Origin of the sequence: Serratia sp. (in: enterobacteria) (assembly GCF_051654945.1) — a bacterium.
GTDB lineage: Bacteria > Pseudomonadota > Gammaproteobacteria > Enterobacterales > Enterobacteriaceae > Chania.
Map to the genome: position 1 here is coordinate 44,931 of NZ_JBOFZA010000067.1, position 15,000 is coordinate 59,930.

At 55.3% G+C, this 15,000-nt stretch carries 18 protein-coding genes; 14 read left to right on the forward strand and 4 right to left on the reverse strand.

Annotation, left to right across the window (positions count from 1 at the left end; translation table 11 throughout):
* The first annotated feature begins 1 nt into the window (after window position 1).
* The 7 genes from hflC (at window position 2) to ACRDCA_RS09255 (ending at window position 8,489) form a co-directional block, all read left to right on the forward strand.
* Window positions 2–1,012 carry a protease modulator HflC gene (gene hflC / locus ACRDCA_RS09225; RefSeq protein WP_438689258.1) on the forward strand — a complete coding sequence of 337 codons (1,011 nt, stop codon included), beginning with the start codon at window positions 2–4 and terminating at the stop codon, window positions 1,010–1,012.
* 103 nt (window positions 1,013–1,115) lie between these two features.
* Entirely contained in the window at window positions 1,116–1,316 is a 201-nt protein-coding gene (locus tag ACRDCA_RS09230; RefSeq protein ID WP_025122305.1) for a DUF2065 domain-containing protein, read from the forward strand.
* A 97-nt stretch (window positions 1,317–1,413) separates the two neighbouring features.
* Window positions 1,414–2,712 (forward strand): adenylosuccinate synthase, encoded by a 1,299-nt coding sequence (locus ACRDCA_RS09235; protein WP_438689259.1) that lies wholly within the window; start codon window positions 1,414–1,416, stop codon window positions 2,710–2,712.
* A gap of 237 nt (window positions 2,713–2,949) precedes the next feature.
* The gene (gene nsrR, locus ACRDCA_RS09240; RefSeq protein ID WP_025122303.1) at window positions 2,950–3,375 is read left to right on the forward strand and encodes a nitric oxide-sensing transcriptional repressor NsrR; all 426 of its coding nucleotides are present in this window, start codon (window positions 2,950–2,952) and stop codon (window positions 3,373–3,375) included.
* 59 nt (window positions 3,376–3,434) lie between these two features.
* Window positions 3,435–5,948, forward strand: coding sequence for a ribonuclease R (gene rnr, locus ACRDCA_RS09245; RefSeq protein WP_438689260.1), 2,514 nt, complete (start codon window positions 3,435–3,437; stop codon window positions 5,946–5,948).
* Between the two features lie 60 nt (window positions 5,949–6,008).
* Window positions 6,009–6,740 (forward strand): 23S rRNA (guanosine(2251)-2'-O)-methyltransferase RlmB, encoded by a 732-nt coding sequence (gene rlmB, locus ACRDCA_RS09250; RefSeq protein WP_025122301.1) that lies wholly within the window; start codon window positions 6,009–6,011, stop codon window positions 6,738–6,740.
* Window positions 6,741–6,860: 120 nt separating this feature from the next.
* Window positions 6,861–8,489, forward strand: coding sequence for an isovaleryl-CoA dehydrogenase (locus ACRDCA_RS09255; protein ID WP_438689261.1), 1,629 nt, complete (start codon window positions 6,861–6,863; stop codon window positions 8,487–8,489).
* 167 nt (window positions 8,490–8,656) lie between these two features.
* Here ACRDCA_RS09255 and bsmA read toward each other — a convergent pair whose 3' ends face one another.
* Window positions 8,657–8,965: a biofilm peroxide resistance protein BsmA gene (gene bsmA, locus ACRDCA_RS09260; protein ID WP_021179011.1), complete on the reverse strand. Its 309-nt coding sequence runs from the start codon at window positions 8,963–8,965 to the stop codon at window positions 8,657–8,659.
* Between the two features lie 100 nt (window positions 8,966–9,065).
* On the opposite strand from bsmA, the gene yjfP reads away from it, so the two are divergent.
* Entirely contained in the window at window positions 9,066–9,818 is a 753-nt protein-coding gene (gene yjfP, locus ACRDCA_RS09265; RefSeq protein WP_438689262.1) for an esterase, read from the forward strand.
* 79 nt (window positions 9,819–9,897) lie between these two features.
* Here yjfP and ACRDCA_RS09270 read toward each other — a convergent pair whose 3' ends face one another.
* Window positions 9,898–10,164 (reverse strand): DUF1471 domain-containing protein, encoded by a 267-nt coding sequence (locus ACRDCA_RS09270; protein WP_438689263.1) that lies wholly within the window; start codon window positions 10,162–10,164, stop codon window positions 9,898–9,900.
* A 468-nt stretch (window positions 10,165–10,632) separates the two neighbouring features.
* On the opposite strand from ACRDCA_RS09270, the gene rpsF reads away from it, so the two are divergent.
* The 5 genes from rpsF to ACRDCA_RS09295 all read left to right on the forward strand — a co-directional run bounded on the left by rpsF (window position 10,633) and on the right by ACRDCA_RS09295 (window position 12,551).
* A complete protein-coding gene (rpsF, locus tag ACRDCA_RS09275; RefSeq protein ID WP_004933634.1) occupies window positions 10,633–11,031 on the forward strand; it encodes a 30S ribosomal protein S6 in 399 nt (132 codons plus the stop codon).
* A gap of 8 nt (window positions 11,032–11,039) precedes the next feature.
* Entirely contained in the window at window positions 11,040–11,357 is a 318-nt protein-coding gene (gene priB, locus ACRDCA_RS09280) for a primosomal replication protein N (protein ID WP_071998244.1), read from the forward strand.
* 4 nt (window positions 11,358–11,361) lie between these two features.
* Window positions 11,362–11,589 carry a 30S ribosomal protein S18 gene (gene rpsR / locus ACRDCA_RS09285; protein ID WP_000135199.1) on the forward strand — a complete coding sequence of 76 codons (228 nt, stop codon included), beginning with the start codon at window positions 11,362–11,364 and terminating at the stop codon, window positions 11,587–11,589.
* 39 nt (window positions 11,590–11,628) lie between these two features.
* Complete coding sequence (gene rplI / locus ACRDCA_RS09290; protein ID WP_025122296.1) at window positions 11,629–12,081, forward strand: 50S ribosomal protein L9; 453 nt, start codon at window positions 11,629–11,631, stop codon at window positions 12,079–12,081.
* 110 nt (window positions 12,082–12,191) lie between these two features.
* Window positions 12,192–12,551 carry a DUF488 domain-containing protein gene (locus tag ACRDCA_RS09295; protein WP_438689264.1) on the forward strand — a complete coding sequence of 120 codons (360 nt, stop codon included), beginning with the start codon at window positions 12,192–12,194 and terminating at the stop codon, window positions 12,549–12,551.
* Here ACRDCA_RS09295 and ACRDCA_RS09300 read toward each other — a convergent pair.
* Window positions 12,548–13,216: an OapA family protein gene (locus tag ACRDCA_RS09300; protein WP_438689265.1), complete on the reverse strand. Its 669-nt coding sequence runs from the start codon at window positions 13,214–13,216 to the stop codon at window positions 12,548–12,550. The two genes, ACRDCA_RS09295 and ACRDCA_RS09300, sit on opposite strands and share 4 nt — an antisense overlap.
* A 285-nt stretch (window positions 13,217–13,501) precedes the next feature.
* On the opposite strand from ACRDCA_RS09300, the gene ACRDCA_RS09305 reads away from it, so the two are divergent.
* A complete protein-coding gene (locus ACRDCA_RS09305) occupies window positions 13,502–14,122 on the forward strand; it encodes a peptidylprolyl isomerase (RefSeq protein ID WP_025122293.1) in 621 nt (206 codons plus the stop codon).
* A gap of 111 nt (window positions 14,123–14,233) precedes the next feature.
* Here the strand turns inward: ACRDCA_RS09305 and ytfE are convergent, their stop codons facing one another.
* The gene (ytfE, locus tag ACRDCA_RS09310; protein ID WP_438689266.1) at window positions 14,234–14,899 is read right to left on the reverse strand and encodes an iron-sulfur cluster repair protein YtfE; all 666 of its coding nucleotides are present in this window, start codon (window positions 14,897–14,899) and stop codon (window positions 14,234–14,236) included.
* Between the last annotated feature and the right edge of the window lie 101 nt (window positions 14,900–15,000).

The following is a 15,000-nucleotide window of genomic DNA, read 5'->3' on the forward strand; positions in this document are numbered from 1 at the left end:
AATGCGTAAGTCTTTCATAGTTATCCTCGCAGTGGTGTTGGTAGCCCTTTACGCCTCCATGTTTGTGGTTCAGGAAGGCGAGCGCGGCATCGTGCTGCGCTTCAGTAAAGTACTGCGCGACAGCGAAAACAAGCCGCTGGTCTATGCACCGGGTCTGCACTTCAAGATCCCGTTCATTGAAACAGTGAAAATGCTGGATGCCCGTATCCAGACCATGGACAACCAGGCCGATCGCTTCGTCACCAGCGAGAAGAAAGACCTGATCGTCGACTCTTACCTGAAATGGCGTATCAGTGATTTCAGCCGCTACTACCTGGCCACCGGTGGTGGTGACGTTTCTCAGGCAGAACTGCTGCTGAAACGTAAGTTCAATGACCGTCTGCGTTCCGAGATTGGCCGTTTGGACGTGCGTGATATCGTTACCGACTCCCGTGGTCGCCTGATGGCAGACGTGCGTGATGCGCTGAACACCGGTACCGTGGGTGACGAAGAAGAAGTCGCTACCACCGAAGCCGATGATGCTATCGCTTCTGCCGCAGCCCGTGTTGAGCGTGAAACCACTGGCAAACAGCCAGCGGTTAACCCGAACAGCATGGCGGCCCTGGGTATTGAAGTGGTAGACGTGCGAATCAAGCAGATCAACCTGCCTGCGGAAGTCTCAGACGCGATCTTCCAGCGTATGCGTGCAGAGCGTGAAGCGGTAGCCCGTCGTCACCGTTCACAAGGTAAAGAAGAGGCCGAGAAGCTCAAAGCCACCGCCGACTACGAAGTGACCCGTACCATCGCGGAAGCCGAGCGTCAGGCACGTATCACCCGCGGTGCGGGCGATGCGGAAGCGGCCAAACTGTTTGCCGATGCTTTCAGCCAGGATCCGGATTTCTATGCCTTCATCCGTAGCCTGCGAGCTTATGAAACCAGCTTCGGCCCGGGCAACCAGGACGTGTTGGTCCTGAGCCCGGACAGCGATTTCTTCCGCTACATGAAGTCGCCGGTCGCTACACGCAACAGATAATGCCAGCATGATGGCGATCCCAATAGCTTGCCGGCTGTGGCTGGTAAGCGATTGGGCAATCAAGGCCCGTTTAACCGCGGGCCTTTCTTTTTTGGGGGGAAGGATGAATTCAACAATCTGGCTGGCGCTCGGGTTGGTTTTGGTGCTGGAAGGACTGGGGCCGATGTTGTTCCCACAGGCCTGGCGTAAAATGATCCAGGCGATGTCGCAATTACCCGATTCCACACTGCGGCGTTTTGGCGGGGGATTAGTGGTTGCAGGCTGTGTGATCTACTACATGTTGCGTGCCCGCACGGGGGTTTAAAGTTTAGCCGAAAAAGTACGCAATCGTATGCTAAAAGTGCTGAAACTGAAGAATTACGGTGGTAGAATCCATTTTTAAGCAACCTGGTGATTTTAAAATGGGTAAGAACGTCGTCGTACTGGGCACCCAATGGGGTGACGAAGGTAAGGGTAAGGTCGTAGACCTGCTGACTGAACGGGCTCAATATGTTGTGCGCTACCAAGGTGGCCATAACGCTGGCCACACTCTGGTTATCAACGGTGAAAAAACCGTTCTTCATTTAATTCCTTCAGGTATCCTGCGTGAAAACGTGACCAGCGTCATCGGCAACGGTGTGGTTCTGGCTCCAGACGCGTTGATGAAGGAAATGGGTGAACTCGAAGCGCGCGGCATCCCGGTACGCGAACGTCTGTTGCTGTCTGAAGCCTGCCCGCTGATCCTGCCTTATCACGTCGCGTTGGATAATGCGCGTGAGAAAGCGCGTGGCGCCAAAGCGATCGGCACCACCGGCCGCGGTATCGGCCCGGCTTACGAAGACAAAGTCGCCCGTCGCGGCCTGCGCGTTGGCGATCTGTTCGATAAAGCCACTTTCGCCGTTAAGCTGAAAGACATCATCGATTACCACAACTTCCAACTGGTTAACTACTACAAAGTTGAAGCCGTCGATTATCAGACGACTCTCGACTATGTACTGTCGATCGCCGACATCCTGACCGGGATGGTCGTAGACGTGTCCGAACTGCTGGACGGTGCGCGCAAGCGTGGCGATCTGATCATGTTTGAAGGCGCACAGGGCACGCTGTTGGATATCGATCACGGTACCTATCCGTACGTGACCTCTTCCAACACCACCGCGGGTGGCGTGGCAACCGGTTCTGGCATTGGCCCACGTTACGTGGACTACGTGCTGGGCATCGTGAAAGCCTACTCTACCCGTGTCGGTGCAGGTCCGTTCCCTACCGAACTGTTCGACGAAACCGGCGAATACCTGTGCAAACAGGGTAACGAATTTGGTGCCACCACTGGCCGCCGCCGCCGTACCGGTTGGCTGGATGCGGTTGCCGTTCGTCGCGCCGTGCAGATCAACTCCCTGTCTGGCTTCTGCCTGACCAAGCTGGACGTGCTGGACGGCCTGAAAGAAGTGAAAATCTGTGTGGGCTATCGCATGCCAGATGGCCGCGAAATGACCACCACGCCGCTGGCAGCAGAAGGTTGGGAAGGTATCGAGCCAATCTACGAAAGCATGCCGGGCTGGAGCGAAACGACTTTTGGTGTGAAAGACTACAGCAAACTGCCACAGGCAGCGCTGGACTACATCAAACGCATCGAAGAGCTGACTGAAGTACCGGTAGATATCATCTCTACTGGCCCAGATCGTAGTGAGACCATGATCCTGCGCGATCCGTTCGACGCATAATCAGTCTGCTCTACCGTCACCAAACAAACCGGGCCAAGTCCCGGTTTGTTTGTCTCATGTATCCTCCTCGATTGCGTTTTCACCTCACAAAATCCTTTCGTTGCTCCGGTTGAGAGTCGGCTATGCGCTAAATAATTAGCTGCGAACTCTCCGGCTGGTTTATCATCCAATAAGATAGTAATAAAAATCGCCGAAAATCGGCATATCAGACGGGTAACCAAGTACCCAGAGGTTGACGTGCAGTTAACAAGTTTTACTGATTATGGCCTGCGGGCATTGATCTACATGGCGTCATTGCCAGCGGACAAGATGACCAGCATCTCTGAGGTTACGGAGGTGTACGGCGTTTCCCGTAACCATATGGTAAAAATTATCAATCAGCTAAGCCGCGAAGGCTTCGTGACCGCCGTACGGGGTAAAAACGGCGGGATACGGCTGGGCAAACCGGCTGAGAGCATCCGTATTGGCGACGTGGTGCGGGCGCTGGAGCCGCTCTCGTTGGTTAACTGTAGCGGCGATTTTTGCCATATCACCCCTGCCTGCCGTTTGAAGCAAGTGCTCCAGCAGGCAGTAAAGAATTTCCTTGAGGAGTTGGATAGTCACACTCTGGCCGATATGGTCGAAGACAATCCACCGCTCTACAAGCTTTTGCTTGTCGAATAAAGCGTTGCTGAGAAGACAAGGCTCAGCAACACCCTGCTGATGACAACGGAGGAACCTCAATGTCACAAGATCCATTCCTGGAACGAGAAGCAGAAAAATATGAATCCCCAATTCCTAGCCGCGAATTTATCCTGGCCCATTTGGCGAAGCGTGAAACGCCTGCCAGCCGCGAAGAGTTGGGCAATGAACTGAACTTATCCGGCGAAGAAGCGCTGGAAGCCCTGCGCCGTCGCCTGCGTGCGATGGAGCGTGATGGCCAGTTGGTCTTTACCCGCCGCCAGTGCTATGCGCTGCCGGAGCGTCTGGACCTGCTGCGCGGCACCGTGATCGGCCACCGCGACGGTTTTGGCTTCCTGCGGGTTGAAGGGCGTAAAGACGACCTTTACCTCTCCGCTGAACAAATGAAAATGGCTATCCACGGTGACGTGGTACTGGCGCAACCGCTGGGCGAAGATCGCAAAGGCCGCCGTGAAGCGCGCATTGTGCGCGTACTGGTGCCTAAAACCAGCCAGATTGTCGGCCGCTACTTCACCGATGCCGGTACTGGCTTTGTGGTGCCGGATGACGGTCGCCTGAGCTTCGATATTCTTATCCCGGCTGACTCGGTCAGCGGGGCGCGGATGGGCTTTATGGTGGTCGTTGAACTGACTCAACGCCCGACCCGCCGCACTAAAGCCGTGGGCAAGATCGTCGAGATCCTGGGCGATAAAATGGGCACCAGCATGGCGGTAGATATCGCGCTGCGTACCCATGAGATCCCGCATACCTGGCCACCTCAGGTGGAGAAACAGGTTGCCGATCTTAGCGAGCAAGTGCCGGAAGCTGCCAAGAAAGGACGCGTAGATCTGCGCCACTTGCCACTGGTCACTATTGATGGCGAAGACGCCCGCGATTTCGATGATGCGGTCTACTGCGAGAAGAAACGCGGTGGTGGCTGGCGTCTGTGGGTTGCGATTGCCGACGTCAGCTATTATGTACGTCCACGCACCGCGCTGGACGACGAAGCCCGTAGCCGTGGCACCTCGGTCTACTTCCCGTCGGAAGTGGTGCCTATGCTGCCAGAAGTGCTCTCCAACGGTCTGTGCTCATTGAACCCGCAGGTCGATCGCCTGTGCATGGTGAGTGAAATGACCATCTCCGCATCGGGCCGTCTGTCTTCGTTTAAATTCTACGAAGCGGTGATGAGCTCTCATGCGCGCTTAACCTACACCAAGGTCTGGCATATTCTGCAGGGCGACCAGGAGCTGCGTGAGCAGTATCATCCGCTGGTCAAACACCTTCAGGAGCTGCATGCGCTGTATAAGGTGCTGGATCAGGCCCGTGCCGAACGTGGTGGTATTGCCTTTGAAACCGAAGAAGCCAAGTTTATCTTTAACGCCGAACGCCGTATTGAGCGCGTAGAGCCAACGGTTCGTAATGACGCGCACAAACTGATCGAAGAGTGCATGATCATGGCGAACGTGGCAGCGGCACGCTTTGTTGAGAAGCATAACGAACCCGCGTTGTTCCGCGTGCACGATCGCCCAAGTGACGATCATATCTCCGCACTGCGCAGCGTGTTGAGCGAACTGGGTCTGACCCTGGGCGGTGGCCTGAAGCCGCAGCCGAAAGATTACGCCACCTTGATGGACGAAGTGTCAGAACGTCCGGACCGTGAAATGCTGCAAACCATGTTGCTGCGTTCGATGAAACAGGCGATCTACGATCCGGAAAACCGTGGCCACTTTGGCCTGGCACTGGCTTCATATGGTCACTTTACCTCGCCGATCCGTCGCTATCCGGACCTGGCGCTGCACCGTGCCATCAAGTACGTGTTGGCGAAAGAGCATGGCGAACAGAAAGAGCGTTGGACGCCAACCGGTGGCTGGCACAGCGATCTGGAAGAAATGCTGCAACTGGGTATGCACTGCTCGATGACCGAGCGCCGTGCCGATGAAGCCACGCGTAACGTGGCGGACTGGCTGAAGTGCGACTTTATGCAGGACCACGTCGGTGAAGTGTTTAGCGGCGTGATTGCCAGCGTCACCGGCTTTGGTTTCTTTGTCCGCCTGAGCGATCTGTTTATCGATGGTCTGGTACACGTGTCTACGCTGGATAACGATTACTATCGTTACGATAATATCGGCCAGCGTCTGATCGGCGAATCTTCCGGCATGGTTTATCGCCTGGGGGACACGGTGGAGATCCGCGTTGAAGCCGTGCATATGGACGAACGCAAGATCGACTTCGCGCTGGTTTCCAGCACCCGCAAGCCGCGTGGTGAAGGTAAAACCGAACGCGATCGTGCCAAAAATGGTGGCCAGCGTACGCTGCGCGATGGTGCTGGCGCAGGCCGTAGCCAGGCGCAACGCAAACGCCGTGGTGGCAAAACGCCAGCCAACTTTGAGCCAGACAGTGCCTTCCGTAAAAAAGAAGGGGCCAAGGCCAAGCCCGCTGCCAAGGCCAAAGCCGCAGACAAGGTGAAACCAGACCCGAAGGCGAAAGCCAAGAAAGCGTCTGATAAAACCAAAAAGATCGCGGCGGCGACCAAAGCCAAGCGTGCCAGCAAGAAGAAAGGTGCCGAGCAGGGTTAACCTGCCGCACGTTATTATCCCCGGCCGGGTGACCCCCGGCCGCACAGTTAAAAGAGCATCATGAGCGAAATTATCTACGGTATTCACGCTGTCAAAGCCCTGCTAGACAACGATCCACAGCGTTTCCTGGAAGTCTTTATTCTCAAGGGGCGTGACGATCGTCGCTTGCAACCTTTGATTGCCGAGCTGGAAGCCACCGGTATTGTGATCCAGGTGGCTAACCGCCAATGGTTGGACGAGAAGGTCGAAGGGGCCGTTCACCAGGGCATTATTGCGCGGGTACGTGAAGGGCGTAAGTATCAGGAAAACGATCTGCCAGGGCTGCTGGAAAGCGTTGAGACGCCATTCCTGCTGGTACTGGACGGCGTCACCGATCCCCATAACCTGGGGGCTTGCCTGCGTAGCGCCGATGCTGCCGGTGTGCATGCGGTGATCGTCCCACGCGATCGCTCTGCCCAACTGAACGCGACGGCGAAGAAAGTGGCCTGCGGTGCGGCAGAGAACGTCCCGTTGATCACCGTCACCAACCTGGCTCGTACCTTGCGTTTGCTGCAAGAGATGAACGTTTGGATCGTGGGCACGGCAGGTGAAGCCGACCACACGCTGTATCAAAGCAAAATGACTGGCCCGATGGCGCTGGTGATGGGCGCGGAAGGCGAAGGTATGCGTCGTTTGACCCGTGAACATTGCGACGAACTGATCAGCATTCCGATGGCCGGTACGGTTTCCTCGCTGAACGTCTCGGTTGCTACCGGTGTCTGCCTGTTTGAAGCGGTGCGCCAGCGCAGCTGATGATAAATAGGGGCGAGCCTTCGCCCCTAACTCGAATTTCCCATCTTGTGATCCCACCTGCGGCAGAAATCCACCTGACGGCCATAATTACCCCTGAAGCGTTAATCAGGGAGCAAGCACATGGTCTGGACTACGCACACCGTCTTTAACCAACCCAAGCCCTTGGGGAACAGCAACCTTTTCCTGTCCGATACGCCGCTGCGTGAAGCGTTGCAGCGCGAGCTGGCGGGGTGGGATAGCGACGTGCTGGCCTCGCTTGGGCAACAGTTAGGTACGCAGGAGTCACTGGAGCTGGGGCGATTAGCCAACACTAATCCACCGGAGTTGCTGCGCTATGACGCCACCGGGCAACGCCTGGACGACGTACGCTTTCACCCGGCCTGGCATATCCTGATGCAGGGGCTGGTCGCTAATCGGGTACATAACCTGCCGTGGCAGGAAGATGCCCGCATTGGTTCGTTTGTGGCTCGTGCCGCCCGCTTTGTATTGCACGCTCAGGTGGAGGCCGGCACGCTTTGCCCCATCACCATGACCTTTGGTGCCGTCCCGCTGCTGCAGCGTTCCCTGCCAAAAGAGTATCAATCCTGGCTTTCCCCATTACTTTCAGATCGCTATGACCCTCACATGTTGCCGGGAGCTCAAAAGCGCGGGCTGTTGATCGGCATGGGGATGACGGAAAAGCAGGGCGGTTCGGACGTACTGAGTAATACCACCACCGCCGTACCGCTAGCCAGCCGTGGCAATGGGGAAGCGTACCGCTTGGTTGGACATAAATGGTTCTTCTCGGTGCCGCAAAGCGACGCTCATCTGGTGTTAGCTCAGACGGACGGGGGACTTTCCTGCTTCTTCCTGCCGCGGCTGTTGCCCGATGGTACGCGCAACGCTATTCGCCTGGAGCGGCTGAAAGATAAATTGGGCAACCGGTCCAATGCCAGCAGCGAAGCCGAGTTTCAGGATGCCATGGCCTGGTTGCTGGGCGATGAAGGCGATGGTGTCAGGCAAATCCTCAAGATGGGCGGAATGACCCGCTTCGATTGCGCTCTGGGGAGTCATGGTCTGATGCGCCGTGGCCTGTCGGTGGCGCTGTACCATGCGCTACAACGGCAGGCGTTTGGCAAGCGGTTGATTGAACAGCCATTGATGCGGCAGGTGTTGGCACGTATGGCGTTACGGCTGGAAGGGCATACTGCTTTGCTGTTCCGTTTGGCACGGGCCTGGGAGCACCGGGGGCATGAAGGTGAAGTGGTTTATAGCCGTTTACTGACACCGGCGGCGAAATACAGCATCTGCCGTCAGGGGGCACCATTTATCGGTGAAGCGATGGAAGTGCTGGGCGGGATTGGTTATTGCGAAGACAGTGAGTTGCCTCGTCTGTACCGCGAAGTGCCGGTTAACAGCATTTGGGAAGGGTCTGGCAATATCATGTGCCTGGACGTGATGCGCAGCCTGCATAAGTTGCCCGGTGCTTTGGAGCTGTTGCAGCAGGAACTGTTGCCGGTACGTGGGCAGAATCGGTTGTTCGATCGCGCCTGGCGGCAATGGCAACAGCGTATGCGCCAACCGCGTGAAGAAATGGGACGCCTGTTAACCCAGCAGTTGTTCGATCTGTGTTGTGCCGCTCAGTTGTTGCAGCATGGCAGCCCGTCTATCGGCGATGCCTGGTGCCATCTCACGCTGGATTATCGCGGTGAGATGGTGTTGCCAGAGAGCGTGTGCGACGCTTTGCTTAACCGCGCTATCGGCGCCTAATTCCGCCCCTCACCCCAACCCTCTCCCCAAAAAGGAGAGGGAGCTATTTCGGTGTTGTCGTCAGGTGCAGAAGCCGCATTTAGTTTAGGTAGAATGGTGATCAAACATGTGGCACGTTTGGTCCCCTCTTCCTTTGGGAGAGGGTTAGGGTGAGGGGGATATCACGGCTACCGATAAAGTATCGCCTGAGAATACCACTGGCCCGGCACGATGGTTTCGCTATTCATGATGATCATGTAATAGCGTGCCCCGCTGGCATTGGCTTTACGCTGGATCTCGGCTTCCACGTTCATCGGGCTGCCACGCACCACGGCGCTAATCGTCGCCATTTTTTCCAGTTCGGTAGTTTGGGCACGGGTGATCTCCTGTGCCTGATCTGTGGGCGGCGGTGGGGGTTTTGGCGTGGTTTTAAATACGCTGCAACCAGACAACAGGCCAAACAGTAATAGGGTAATCAAGGAACGGGAAAGATTCATGGCAGGCCTCATCACTATTTCGCATAGAGTAGAATAGGTTGAACTAAAGTTTCGGGCCGATTTTTGCCATCATAGTGAAGATTAGCCACAGGGGGAATACATGATCGAGATCTATGATGAGCGGGTGGGTGACATTGCGGTGATCCATGCGGTGCCAGCCCGGCAGTATGAGCAGCCGTTACCCACGATCTTTTTCTACCACGGTTATACCTCGTCGAAAGAAGTGTACGCCTATTTTGCCTATGCGTTAGCCAAAGCCGGTTTCCGAGTGGTCTTACCCGATTGTGCGATGCACGGCGAGCGATTTGACGGTGATGAAGCGCGGCGGTTGGCGCATTTCTGGGAAATCCTCAAAACTAACGTCGATGAATTACCCGCGCTCAAAACGCATTTTGTGCAGCATGGGTTGATCGCCGGAGATCGTATCGGCGTGGCGGGGGCTTCGATGGGCGGCATGACCACGTTGGGGGCCTTTACCCGTTATCCTTGGATAAAAGCGGCCGCCAGCCTGATGGGGTCGGGTTACTTCACCTCACTGGCGCAGACGCTGTATCCACCACTGGATGCGCGTGGCCAACCGTTGGAACAAGCTGCGTTCAAGGCACGCCTTGCGCCGCTGGCCGACTACGAGGTCGAGCATGATTGGGCGAGTTTTGCCGAGCGACCGCTGCTGTTATGGCATGGTGAAGCCGATGATGTGGTGCCTGCAGTGGAGAGTGAGCGTCTGGCTGGTGAGTTACGTGGGCGTGGCCTGGATCGGCGGCTGACCTATCTTACTGAACCGCAAGTGCGCCACCGCATTACTCCTGGTGCTTTGAATGCCACCGCGGCCTTTTTCCGGGATTCGCTGTAAAAAGCCCCCGAGGGAGGGGGCAAACCTGGCTGTGTGCCGCCTCTTGGAGCGGCTGGTTTCCCTGGTGCTGCCTATGCGGTTAGCGGTACAGCTCGGCGCTGACGTGGATAGACGCGGTGCTGCCTGGCTCATGCAGGGCAACTATGCGGTAGGCGGTGGCGCCGCGTTGGTCGGCAATCTTGTTGATTTGGGACGTCGCGTCATCCGGGGAAACCACTGCTTGATTCAAGCTGACGAAACCAATGCTTTGGCGCTCGGTGGCCTGGTGTGAGGTGATCTCTGTGGCGGCCATGGCGTTGGCTGATAGCAGCAACGCGATAGCGGTAGCGATGGTAATACGTTTCATAGGTGCCTCTCTTAACTCTTTGCTCCAGCGACGTACCACTTGGTCCGTTCGTTAAATTGCCAATTAAGCAAAAAGTCATTTATCAGTATTGAACAACTTAAACCCTTTATCGCTGCGCTTTCTGCGGCGGATAGCTTAACTTTAGTCCGATGGTCAGGATTAAAAAGGGGCAGTTTTTGATGGCCTTGTTCAATAATAATGATAATGATTCAAGTGGGCTGATGATTTTGTTGAGGGATTTTTAAAACCCATGGATCGACATACATCGCTTTCTCTGCCAGCAAATCGTGCTATTTCTCGTGGCTTGGCGCATAAACCTCAATAAATCCTACTCAGTCCTTGAGTTCCCCACCCTACGCCGGTATGATTACGCGTCATTTTTCAGCCGCACACATACACACGTTCCTTGCTTCCATGGGCCGCGGTTGACCCTGACAGGAGGCTGAATAATCCGTAAGGAGCAATTCGATGCGTCATTACGAAATCGTTTTTATGGTCCATCCTGACCAAAGCGAACAGGTTCCGGGCATGATCGAGCGTTACAGTGCTACCATCACTAACGCGCAAGGTCAGATTCACCGTCTGGAAGACTGGGGCCGCCGTCAACTGGCTTACCCGATCAACAAACTGCACAAAGCCCACTACGTTCTGCTGAACGTTGAAGCTCCGCAGGAAGCGATCGATGAGCTGGAAACTAACTTCCGCTTCAACGACGCCGTTATCCGTAGCATGGTTATGCGCGTTAAGCACGCGGTAACTGAAGCATCTCCGATGGTTAAAGCGAAAGACGAACGTCGTGGCGATCGCCGCGAAGACTTCGCTAACGAAACCGCAGATGATGCAGATGCTGGGGATTCTGAAGAGTAATTGCTGCTGTGACGGCTAATCGTCTGGTGTTGTCTGGCACAGTGTGCAAGACGCCGGTGCGAAAAGTGAGTCCTTCCGGCATACCCCACTGCCAGTTTGTGCTAGAGCACAGATCGACGCAGATGGAGGCCGGATTCAGCAGGCAAGCATGGTGCCGAATGCCCGTGGTTGTCAGCGGACAACAGTCACAAGCTTTAACTCAAAGATTAACGGTCGGCAGTCAGGTAACCGTTCAAGGCTTCGTTAGCTGCCATCAAGGGCGCAACGGGCTGAACAAATTGGTCCTGCATGCCGAGCAGATTGAATTGATAGATTCTGGAGACTAGCCAAATGGCACGTTATTTCCGTCGTCGCAAGTTCTGCCGTTTCACAGCGGAAGGCGTTCAAGAGATTGACTATAAAGACATCGCTACGCTGAAAAACTACATCACTGAAAGTGGTAAAATTGTCCCGAGCCGTATCACCGGTACTCGTGCAAAATATCAGCGCCAGCTGGCCCGTGCTATCAAGCGCGCGCGCTACCTGTCTTTGTTGCCGTACACTGATCGTCATCAGTAATCGGCCACTGTCCATTAACGACTTTGAGAGGATAAGGTAATGCAAGTTATTCTGCTTGATAAAGTAGCAAACCTGGGCAGCCTGGGTGATCAAGTTAACGTTAAAGCGGGTTATGCCCGTAACTTCCTGGTACCACAGGGCAAAGCTGTTCCTGCTACCAAGAAAAACGTCGAGTTCTTCGAAGCACGCCGTGCAGAACTGGAAGCCAAACTGGCTGACGTTCTGGCAGCTGCTGAAGCTCGCGCAACTCAGATCAACGAACTGGGTTCAGTCACCATCGCGTCTAAATCAGGCGACGAAGGTAAACTGTTCGGCTCTATCGGCACCCGCGACATCGCTGACGCAGTTACTGCGGCAGGCGTTGAAGTTGCCAAGAGCGAAGTTCGTCTGCCGAACGGCGTTCTGCGTACCACTGGTGAGCACGAAGTGCACTTCCAGGTACACAGCGACGTGTTCGCACAGCTGAATGTAGTTGTGGTTGCTGAAGCTTAATCGGCTTTAGTACACCAAGTTAAAACGCCAGCCTAGTGCTGGCGTTTTGCTTTTCAGCGCCAGGTAAAACGCGTTACTCTGGAGTCATCTGTTGGCATGAAGAGGCGAAAATGGCAGAAATTATCTTACAGCGTGTCTACGATTTCAGCGCCCCGGCACCGGAGCACTGCTACCTGACCGATAGGCTTTGGCCGCGTGGTATCAGTAAGGAAAGGTTGCAGGGCGTCGTCTGGCTCAAGCAGGTGGCACCGGATACGGCGCTACGCCAGTGGTTTCATCAGCATACCGACCAGTGGGATGAGTTTGTGGCGCTGTATCGCCAGCAACTGGCCGTTAACGATGCCTGGCAGCCGCTGGTGGCGTTGTTAAGAGAGGGTAAGCCGTTGACCCTGCTGTATGGCAGCAAGGACACACAGCACAACCAGGGAGTTGTACTGCGTGATTTTCTGCTGGATCAGATTAAAGACTAACGAACGCGCTGGTAGCTGCCGTCACTTTGGCGGCGGAACAGGGCTTCGCTGTTATCCACGGTGGTGACGGAGAGCGCGGTGATCACGCCGTTGGCATTGCGTTCGACACGCACTTCCTGCCCGGCCTTCAGATTGCTGAGCGGTTTATCGTTCCCTTCCACCCGCGCCATGGCAAACACCTCGTTCACCGGCAGGTCGTTGTCACGGAACAACTGGGCCAGAGTTTGGCCCGCCTGGATCTGGTAGCGCTGCCAGTTACCGCTTTCAGTTGATGTCTGTTGTCCATCGTTTTGCAAGTGGGCCTGTAACGGGATTTCGTTCCCCTGGTTGGTGACCGGGAACGGGCGTGCATTGTCGTCAGAGTACGGCCATAGCAGCGAAAGCAGCAGGATGGCACCAAAAATGATCACCCAACGGCGGTGAAAATACGGCAGAGGTTCCATCCAGTGAAGGCTGTCCGGCAAATGCCATATTTTCAGCAACAGATCTTTAAGCCGTTGCCCCTTGCCGCTCTGTTGTGGCGGCTGCGAGACTGGCTCATCGGTGGTTGCTGGCGTTTCCGCTGCCGGGCCAGGCCTCAGGCGTTGGCTCAGGTTCAGCCAGGTGCGCAGCAATGGCTGGTAGACACGGATGGTTTTCCTTCTCCTGGGCGCGATTCTGCCCATGGTGACCTCTCTTCAACTGCGTAAAATTGTCACTTAACAAAAAGTGTACCGCTGACCCCAGTATACCTTACGGACTTCAAGCCGTGCAGATAGTCTGATTGAGCCATAGTCCGCTAACTGTTGGCAGCAATGGATGGCTGAGGCAATAATGACACCAAACGTTAACAGCAGGTTATTGTTTCTTTTTCTACGACAAAAGTCATCATTCTCCACACAAGATTTTACCCAGCTTTGCGGCACTGTTATGCTGCGCTTTCGACTTTTTACAGACTAAAGGAAAACCCCATGACAACCCCTTCTTTTGATAGCGTTGAAGCGCAAGCAAGTTACGGGATTGGTTTACAGGTCGGTCAGCAACTGCAAGAGTCCGGCCTGCAAGGTTTACAACCAGAAGCTCTGCTGGCTGGCCTGCGTGACGCGCTGGAAGGGAATGCCCCGGCGGTTCCGGTAGATGTGGTACATCGTGCGCTGCGCGAAATCCACGAACGTGCGGATGCTGTGCGCCTTGAGCGTCAGCAGGCGATGGCTGTTGAAGGCCAGAAGTTCCTGGAAGATAACGCCAAGCGTGATGAAGTGACGCTGACCGAGTCTGGCCTGCAGTTCTCCGTACTGGAGCAGGGCAATGGCCCAATCCCATCTCGTCAGGATCGCGTGCGTGTGCATTACACCGGCCGCCTGATCAACGGTGATGTGTTCGACAGCTCGGTTGAACGTGGCCAACCGGCTGAGTTCCCGGTTAGCGGTGTGATCCCAGGTTGGATCGAAGCCCTGACTCTGATGCCGGTTGGCTCTAAATGGCAGCTGTATATTCCTCACAACCTGGCCTATGGCGAGCGTGGTGCTGGTGCATCCATCCCGCCATTCAGCGCGCTGGTGTTTGATGTTGAGCTGATCGAAATTCTGTAATCCACGGTCTGTCCCCTTCTCCAAAAGGAAAAGGGGCAGAACCAGACGTAGAAGTTAATATGTAGCACGTTATATCCCCTCTCCCTTTGGGAGAGGGCTAGGGTGAGGGGGTTATCTACCGCTCAGAGCGCGAGGGAACAGCAGATTATTCTCCAGATGGATATGTTCCATCAGATCGCTGATAAACGTATTGATACCGTTGTACAGCGCTTGCCAGGTATTGCATGCCCCTTCCGGTGGCGTCACGTTGTTGGTGAGGAATTTCACCACTTCCAACTGTTCGCCTGCCTCATCATGTTCATGCTCCATCACAGAAATCGGCCCCGCTGCCTGTTGTCCCATGCCTTGTTTAATCAGTGGGAACAAGATCTGTTCCTCCTTCATCATGTGGTTTTCCAGGTCGACACGGATCAGGTTTAGCTGTTTGGCCAGCCCGCGTGGGCAGGTATGCTTATCGCCATGGACACGCTCCACCTTTTCCGCCATCAATACCAGCTCAGCCAACTGCTCACGGTGGCGTTGGTGATAGCGTGGCAGGATGTAATCGATGATCTCAGCCAGCGGAGCCAGACGCCAATCGCGCGTATCTACGGGTTCTGCCGCCAATGCGGCCAGTTCACTTTCCAACTTGTCCAGATCCAGTTCTTTGCGGCTGGCAGCGCGTTCCAGGGTTTGTTTACCCCCACAGCAGAAGTCCAAATCGTAGTCGCGGAACAGTTTGCTGGCACGTGGAATGGCGATGGCGAGTGCGCCTAGGGATTGGTTACGATAATCCATGATGATGCCCCTTTAAACGAAGAAATTTATAACATGTATTTTAAATGCAATTTAAAGGGTGCGCCATGGATAAAAAGGGGTAGAACCAAAAAAGGCGCGCC

What these genes read in the sequence shown, in the direction of transcription:
- ACRDCA_RS09305 (WP_025122293.1), top strand. Translation starts at nt 13,502, where the DNA reads ATGACAACCCCTTCTTTTGATAGCGTTGAAGCGCAAGCAAGTTACGGG.
- rpsF (WP_004933634.1), top strand. Translation starts at nt 10,633, where the DNA reads ATGCGTCATTACGAAATCGTTTTTATGGTCCATCCTGACCAAAGCGAA.
- ACRDCA_RS09295 (WP_438689264.1), top strand. Translation starts at nt 12,192, where the DNA reads ATGGCAGAAATTATCTTACAGCGTGTCTACGATTTCAGCGCCCCGGCA.
- rplI (WP_025122296.1), top strand. Translation starts at nt 11,629, where the DNA reads ATGCAAGTTATTCTGCTTGATAAAGTAGCAAACCTGGGCAGCCTGGGT.
- rpsR (WP_000135199.1), top strand. Translation starts at nt 11,362, where the DNA reads ATGGCACGTTATTTCCGTCGTCGCAAGTTCTGCCGTTTCACAGCGGAA.
- bsmA (WP_021179011.1), bottom strand. Translation starts at nt 8,965, where the DNA reads ATGAATCTTTCCCGTTCCTTGATTACCCTATTACTGTTTGGCCTGTTG.
- ACRDCA_RS09235 (WP_438689259.1), top strand. Translation starts at nt 1,414, where the DNA reads ATGGGTAAGAACGTCGTCGTACTGGGCACCCAATGGGGTGACGAAGGT.
- yjfP (WP_438689262.1), top strand. Translation starts at nt 9,066, where the DNA reads ATGATCGAGATCTATGATGAGCGGGTGGGTGACATTGCGGTGATCCAT.
- ACRDCA_RS09300 (WP_438689265.1), bottom strand. Translation starts at nt 13,216, where the DNA reads ATGGGCAGAATCGCGCCCAGGAGAAGGAAAACCATCCGTGTCTACCAG.
- rnr (WP_438689260.1), top strand. Translation starts at nt 3,435, where the DNA reads ATGTCACAAGATCCATTCCTGGAACGAGAAGCAGAAAAATATGAATCC.
- ACRDCA_RS09270 (WP_438689263.1), bottom strand. Translation starts at nt 10,164, where the DNA reads ATGAAACGTATTACCATCGCTACCGCTATCGCGTTGCTGCTATCAGCC.
- rlmB (WP_025122301.1), top strand. Translation starts at nt 6,009, where the DNA reads ATGAGCGAAATTATCTACGGTATTCACGCTGTCAAAGCCCTGCTAGAC.
- ytfE (WP_438689266.1), bottom strand. Translation starts at nt 14,899, where the DNA reads ATGGATTATCGTAACCAATCCCTAGGCGCACTCGCCATCGCCATTCCA.
- ACRDCA_RS09230 (WP_025122305.1), top strand. Translation starts at nt 1,116, where the DNA reads ATGAATTCAACAATCTGGCTGGCGCTCGGGTTGGTTTTGGTGCTGGAA.
- hflC (WP_438689258.1), top strand. Translation starts at nt 2, where the DNA reads ATGCGTAAGTCTTTCATAGTTATCCTCGCAGTGGTGTTGGTAGCCCTT.
- ACRDCA_RS09255 (WP_438689261.1), top strand. Translation starts at nt 6,861, where the DNA reads ATGGTCTGGACTACGCACACCGTCTTTAACCAACCCAAGCCCTTGGGG.